At 69.3% G+C, this 5,652-nt stretch carries 5 protein-coding genes; 3 read left to right on the top strand and 2 right to left on the bottom strand.

Annotated features, from left to right (window positions below):
* Window positions 1–147: 147 nt before the first annotated feature.
* Together HY703_10760 and HY703_10755 are read left to right on the top strand one after the other, a co-directional pair.
* Complete coding sequence (locus tag HY703_10760; GenBank protein ID MBI4545667.1) at window positions 148–525, top strand: response regulator; 378 nt, start codon at window positions 148–150, stop codon at window positions 523–525.
* An 18-nt stretch (window positions 526–543) separates the two neighbouring features.
* Window positions 544–1,251 (top strand): hypothetical protein, encoded by a 708-nt coding sequence (locus HY703_10755; GenBank protein MBI4545666.1) that lies wholly within the window; start codon window positions 544–546, stop codon window positions 1,249–1,251.
* Window positions 1,252–1,267: 16 nt separating this feature from the next.
* On the opposite strand, the gene HY703_10750 is transcribed toward HY703_10755, so the two are convergent.
* Entirely contained in the window at window positions 1,268–2,212 is a 945-nt protein-coding gene (locus HY703_10750) for a FliA/WhiG family RNA polymerase sigma factor (protein ID MBI4545665.1), read from the bottom strand.
* 157 nt (window positions 2,213–2,369) lie between these two features.
* Window positions 2,370–3,761 (bottom strand): sigma-54-dependent Fis family transcriptional regulator, encoded by a 1,392-nt coding sequence (locus HY703_10745; protein MBI4545664.1) that lies wholly within the window; start codon window positions 3,759–3,761, stop codon window positions 2,370–2,372.
* Window positions 3,762–4,181: 420 nt separating this feature from the next.
* Between HY703_10745 and HY703_10740 the strand changes: the two genes are divergently transcribed.
* On the top strand, window positions 4,182–5,652 hold a 1,471-nt coding region (locus HY703_10740; GenBank protein ID MBI4545663.1), incomplete at its 3' end, for a M28 family peptidase.

Below are 5,652 nucleotides of genomic sequence, written 5' to 3'. Positions count from 1 at the left end.
GCTCCCGCCCAGCCCCGCCCCTTCGTCCACCTCCGCTCCCTGCGCGCGCGCCGGTTGTCGGGGAGCGCGCCGCGCGCGTACTCTCCGGTCATGCCCGGCCACGAAGAGCCTGGAAGCCCATGGTACACCAAGAAGCCTGCGCGCACCTTGAGGATCCTGGTCGCGGACGACGAGCCCACGGTCCGCTACACCCTCTCGCGCCTGCTCGAGCGGCGCGGCCACCAGGTGGTCGTGGCGGAAGATGCCCAGGAGGCGCTGCGGCTGGCCGGCGAAGGGGAGTTCGATGCGGCGCTGGTGGATGCGCGCATGCCGGGCGACGGCGTCGAACTCTTCAGGCGGCTGGAGCAACTTCCCGGGCTGCAGGGCCGGGCGGTCCTCATGAGCGGGGATGTGGAGCGGGACCGGGCCAGCATCGAAGCAGAGTTCGGCGCGCGCTTCCTGAAGAAGCCGTTCAAGTACGACGCGATGGTGGGGCTGATCGAAGGGCTGGCCGGGCAGGCAGCGGCTGGCGGTGAGCAGGGTTAGCCCGGTCAACATGGGCCGATGAGCGAGCGTGCCGGGGCATCCTCTCCCGCGACGCGCCTCGCCGCCAGCGAGGCGTGGCAGACCGTCGGCGACGGGTTGCTCAGCGGCCTGTGCCACGAGCTGAACGACCGGATTGCCGCACTGGCCGGCGTGCTGCACGTCGCGACCGGGGGCGGTGAGCTCGATGATACACTAGGCCAGCTCCTGGCGGAGGAGATCGCGCGGCTGGAGAGGCTCGCCGAACTGCTGCGGCTGCTGCCCAGCGGCCGGCGGGACGAGCCGGAGCCCATCCGTATTCCCGAGCTGCTCCCCCCCGTGCTCGAGCTCCAGCGCCTGCAACCCGGCCTGGAGTACGTTGACATCGAGGTTACAGGTGACGCGGCGTCGCCCCCCGTGCTGATCGACTGGTCGAGCCTTTCCAAGGGCCTGCTGATCCTGCTCGGGGCGGCGGCGCGGCAGGCGCGGGCGGCGGGACATGCGTGCGTCCGCCTGACATACGGCGCGGAGGGCGAATTCGTCGTCATAGGCATGGGCGCGGCTCCGGCGGAGGGAAGAAACTCCCCGGGCCAGGAGGACCTGCCGCCACCGGCTGAGGGCGCCATGGCCGCCGTGCAGGAGGCTATGGCCGCGGCCGGCGGCGAGCTGCGCCTGCTGGGGCCGGCCGAGTCTCGCCGCTACGAGCTCCGCTTGCCGGGGTTGCCGTTCGCCCGTGAGCGGGGGCTCTAGCGTGGCGGCGCTACTCTTACCTCTGCGGCGAGCCATCAGGGTCGCGCAGGCGCGCGAGCGCGGCGCGCAGCGCGGCAATGGCCTGAGAGCGGATCTGCGATACGCGGGACTCGGTGAGCCCGAGCACCTCTGCGATCTCGTGGAGCTTCAGCTCCTCGAAGTAGTAGAGCGATAGCACAACGCGCTGCCGCTCCTTGAGCTTCAGGATCTCCTCGCGCAGCAAATCGACCTCCTGCTCGTGATCGAGCCGGCTCTCCATGGCGTCGGCGTCCTCCGCCGGTATCTGGTCAGGCGGCGGCGTGGCCCGAGCCTCGGCCGTTTGTGCTGGCCGGTCCTCGGACGCCTGCTGGGCCTGGTGAATCTCCGCCTCCCAGCGCCAGAGCTTCTCCACCTCGATATCCAACTCGGCGGCGGTCTCCCGATCGTCGGGCTCGCGGTCCAGCGAGGCGCGCAGAGCGTCGCGCGCGGAGCTGATCTGCCGCTGCTTGCAGCGGATGGAGCGGGGCAGGTGATCCCAGCGGCGCATGTCGTCCAGCATGGCGCCGCGGATCCGGGGCGCCGCGTACGTGCTGAAGGCCAGCCCCCGGCCGCGGTCGAAGGTCTCCACCGCCTGCATAAGGCCGACGGTGCCCGCGCTCACCAGGTCGTCAAACTGGGCGTCACCGGGGAGCGCGCGCGCCAGCCGGCGAGCAACGTGGTGCACCAGCCCCAAATGCCGGCGGACGAAGGCATCCCGCCCCTCGGCGTCGCCCCTGATCTGGTAAATTTCCCACTGCGTCGTGGATTCCAGGGGATCACACCTCTTTTTTGCGGAGAAAAGCCGACTCGCAGCCGCGAGCCGTGCCCTGCTCTTCGCCCCGGGGCCTGGCGGGTCGTGCGCCCGGCCGTAACCGCAAGCGGTGTTCCAATCCCGGGCGCGCCGCGGGGGGCGGCGTCGGCAGGGTGCGACCTGACGGGCTATTGTTCTGCAGAATAGGGAGTTACGAGGCTGGACCGGCCTCCACTCCGCGCCCGCGGTGAAGCGCGCAGCAGCGCAGCAGGCTACCGGTCCTACCGGCTAACCGGCAGCTTCTGCCGGGTCCAGGGAAGACTTTGCCGCCCCGGCGGGCGCGCAGCGACTACTCTTTCTTGTTGAGCTTGTTGCGGAGCGTGCGGTCGCTGATGCCGAGCAGCCCTGCGGCGCGCGTGCGGTTCTGGTTGGTGGCGCGGAGGGCGCGGTCAATGAGGATGCGCTCGGCCTCGGCCAGGTTGTAGGTATGGAGGGTGGCGGCAGGCGTTGTGCCGGGTGCGGCGTGCTCGCCGGCGTTGCCGCCGGCCTGGGGCAGTTCGTGGGGGGAACCGGGTCCGAGGTCGAGCTGCTCGAAGGCCTGGGGCTCGAGGATCTCGCCGCGGCTCAGGATAACGGCGCGCTCGACGGCGTGGAGCAGCTCGCGCACGTTGCCTGGCCAATGGTAGGACAGGAGCAGCTCGACGGTCTCGGGCGCGAGGCCGGAGATCTTTCGGCCAAGTTCCCTGGCGGCGCGAGCGGCGAAGCGCTGCGCGAGGATGGGGATGTCCTCCTGCCGCTCGTGCAGCGGCGGCACGCGAATGGGCACCACGCTCAACCGGTAGTAGAGGTCCTTGCGGAAGGCGCCCTTTTCCGCCTCGGCGGCCAGGTTGTGGTTGGTGGTGGCGATGATGCGTACGTCCACGCGGATCAGAGTCGTCCCGCCGACCCTTTCGAACTCCTGCTCCTGGAGCACGCGTAAAAGCTTGGCCTGGAGATCGGCGCGCATCTCGGACACCTCATCCAGGAGCAGCGTGCCGCGATGGGCGCGCTCGAAGGCCCCCTTGACCTGGCGGATCGCGCCCGTAAAGGCGCCCTTCTCGTGGCCGAAGAGCGTGCTCTCTACCAGGCTCTCGGGGAGCGCCGCACAGTTGACAGTGATGAACGGCCCGTCGCGCCGGTCACTCAGCTCGTGCAGCAAGCGGGCGAGAAGCTCTTTCCCGGTGCCGGACTCTCCCTGCAGCAGCACCGTCGCCCGGGTGGGTGCTACGGCGGATACGGTCTCGAGGATGTGGCGCAGCGCCTCGCTATCGCCTACCAGCTCGCGGTCGCTGCGGAGCTGGATCACCTCCGCCCGCAGCACGGCGTTCTCACGACGGAGGCGTGCGAACTCGAGCGCCTGCTCCACTGCCAGCTTCAGGGGCTGCGGCCGGACAGGCTTGGTGATGTAATCGATGGCGCCGGCCTTGATGGACGCGACTGCATGCTCGATGCTGGCGTACGCCGTCGCCATGATCACCGGCACATCATACTCTTCGTGGGACAGCCGGTTGAGGAACTCGAGCCCCGTCATGCCGGGCATGCGGTAGTCGGAGATGATCAGGTCGATGCCGCCGCGTGCCAGTACGTTCAGTGCAGCCGGCCCGTTGTGGACGCCGACGACGTGGTGGCCGGCGCGCTCGAGCGTGTCGCGCAGCACCAGCAGCGCCGCGGGTTCGTCGTCCACGCAGAGAATACTGGCCATGATTCCGGGCAGGGTGGCTGAAGCTCGACGGCGTGAGATCTCGCTAGGTTGCGCCGCCAGGAAAATGTAGGGGAGCGGTCGGCTGCCCGCAACGGAGCGCGAGGCCGCCTAGGCCGCCGCGTCAGTTTGCCCGCAGAGCCGCAGGCACCGTATACTGCGCGCTCCGTTCGAACCGGGTCATATAGCGGACGCGCCCCCAAGGCCGACCTGCAGCCGCTGTTTCCGTGCCGGGCGGGTCGCCCGCCATTCTTGCGTAAGGAGGACGAGTTGAAACGATACCATGAACCCTCCTGGTCCCTGCTCGCGTTGGCCTGGCTGAGCGCCGCGTGCGCAGCAGGCTCTTCCCCGGCCGCCCCGGAGCTGGCGCCGGAGCCCGCCGCGCCGCCGGCGGCCGCCGCCAGCATCAATGCCGACGACCTGATGCGTCATACACGGATGCTGGCGTCCGACGAGTTCGAGGGGCGCGCGCCGGGCACCCGCGGCGAGGAGCTGGCGGTGGAGTACCTGGTGCAGCAGTTCCGCAGCCTGGGGCTCCAGCCGGGCAACCCTGACGGCAGCTACACGCAAGCCGTGCCGCTGGTGGGCATTACCACCCGCAGCACCGCTGAGCTGGAGGTGGGCGGCCAGCGCATGGCCCTCTCCTTCCCGGCGGATTACGTAGCGGTTTCGCGGCGCATGGTCCCGGAAGTGGATGTCGTCGACTCGGACGTGGTCTTCGTGGGCTACGGCGTGGTCGCACCGGAGTACGGCTGGGACGACTTCAAGGGCGTGGACGTGCGTGGCAAGACCATCATCATGCTGGTCAACGACCCCGCCATCCCGGACCCCGCGGACCCGAGCAAGCTGGACGAGAACATGTTCCGCGGCCGGGCCATGACGTACTACGGCCGCTGGACGTACAAGTACGAGATCGCCTCGGCGAAGGGTGCGGCGGCGGCGATCATCGTGCACGAGACGGGTCCGGCCGGCTATCCCTACGAGGTGGTATCCGGGAGCTGGGGGGGCGAGAACTTCGATATCCAGCCCGAGGACCGGAACCTGGGGCGCGTGCCTATCGAGGGGTGGATCACGCGCCCGCGCGCCGAGCAGATTTTTGCCGCGGCGGGGCTGGATTTCGATGCCCTGAAGAAGGCGGCGCTCTCGAGGGATTTCCGGCCGGTGCCGCTGAACGCGAAGGCCACGTTCCAAGCGCGGAACACGCTGCGCCAGGTGCGGTCGCGCAACGTGGTGGCGAAGCTGGAGGGGTCGGACCCGGCGCGCCGGGACGAGTACCTCATCTACACTGCCCACTGGGACCATCTGGGGCGGGACAGCAGCCTCGCCGGGGATCAGATCTTCAATGGCGCGCTGGACAACGCCTCGGGCACGGCGGCGCTGCTCGAGCTGGCGGAGGCATTCGGCAGGCTCCGGCCGGCGCCGGCCCGCTCGGTGCTGTTCCTGGCGGTCACCGCGGAAGAGAAGGGGCTGCTGGGCGCCAAGTATTACGCGGAGGACCCGCTTTACCCGCTGGAGAAGACGCTGGCCAACATCAATATCGACGGGGTAAACCAGTGGGGGAGCACGCGGGACATCGTGATCGTGGGCTACGGCAACTCGACGCTGGACGATCTGTTGGCGGCCGCGGCGGCGCAGCAGGGCCGGCGGATCGAGCCGGACCCCGAGCCGGAGAAGGGGTTCTTCTATCGGTCAGACCACTTCGAGTTTGCCAAGAAAGGAGTGCCAGCGCTGTACACGGACAACGGCACGGACTACATCGGCCAGCCTGAGGGCTACGGCCAGGCGAAGCGCGACGAGTACACGGCCCGGGACTACCACAAGCCATCCGACGAGGTGAAGCCCGACTGGGATTTGGCAGGGGCAGTGGACGACGTGCGGCTACTCTTCCAGGTGG

This window comes from Gemmatimonadota bacterium (assembly GCA_016209965.1).
Taxonomy (GTDB): Bacteria; Gemmatimonadota; Gemmatimonadetes; order Longimicrobiales; family RSA9; genus JACQVE01.
This window is presented reverse-complemented; position numbering and strand designations above follow the sequence as displayed.

Excerpts from the sequence above, each read along its gene's own strand:
- HY703_10755 (MBI4545666.1), top strand. The coding sequence starts at position 544 with ATGAGCGAGCGTGCCGGGGCATCCTCTCCCGCGACGCGCCTCGCCGCC.
- HY703_10745 (MBI4545664.1), bottom strand. The coding sequence starts at position 3,761 with ATGGCCAGTATTCTCTGCGTGGACGACGAACCCGCGGCGCTGCTGGTG.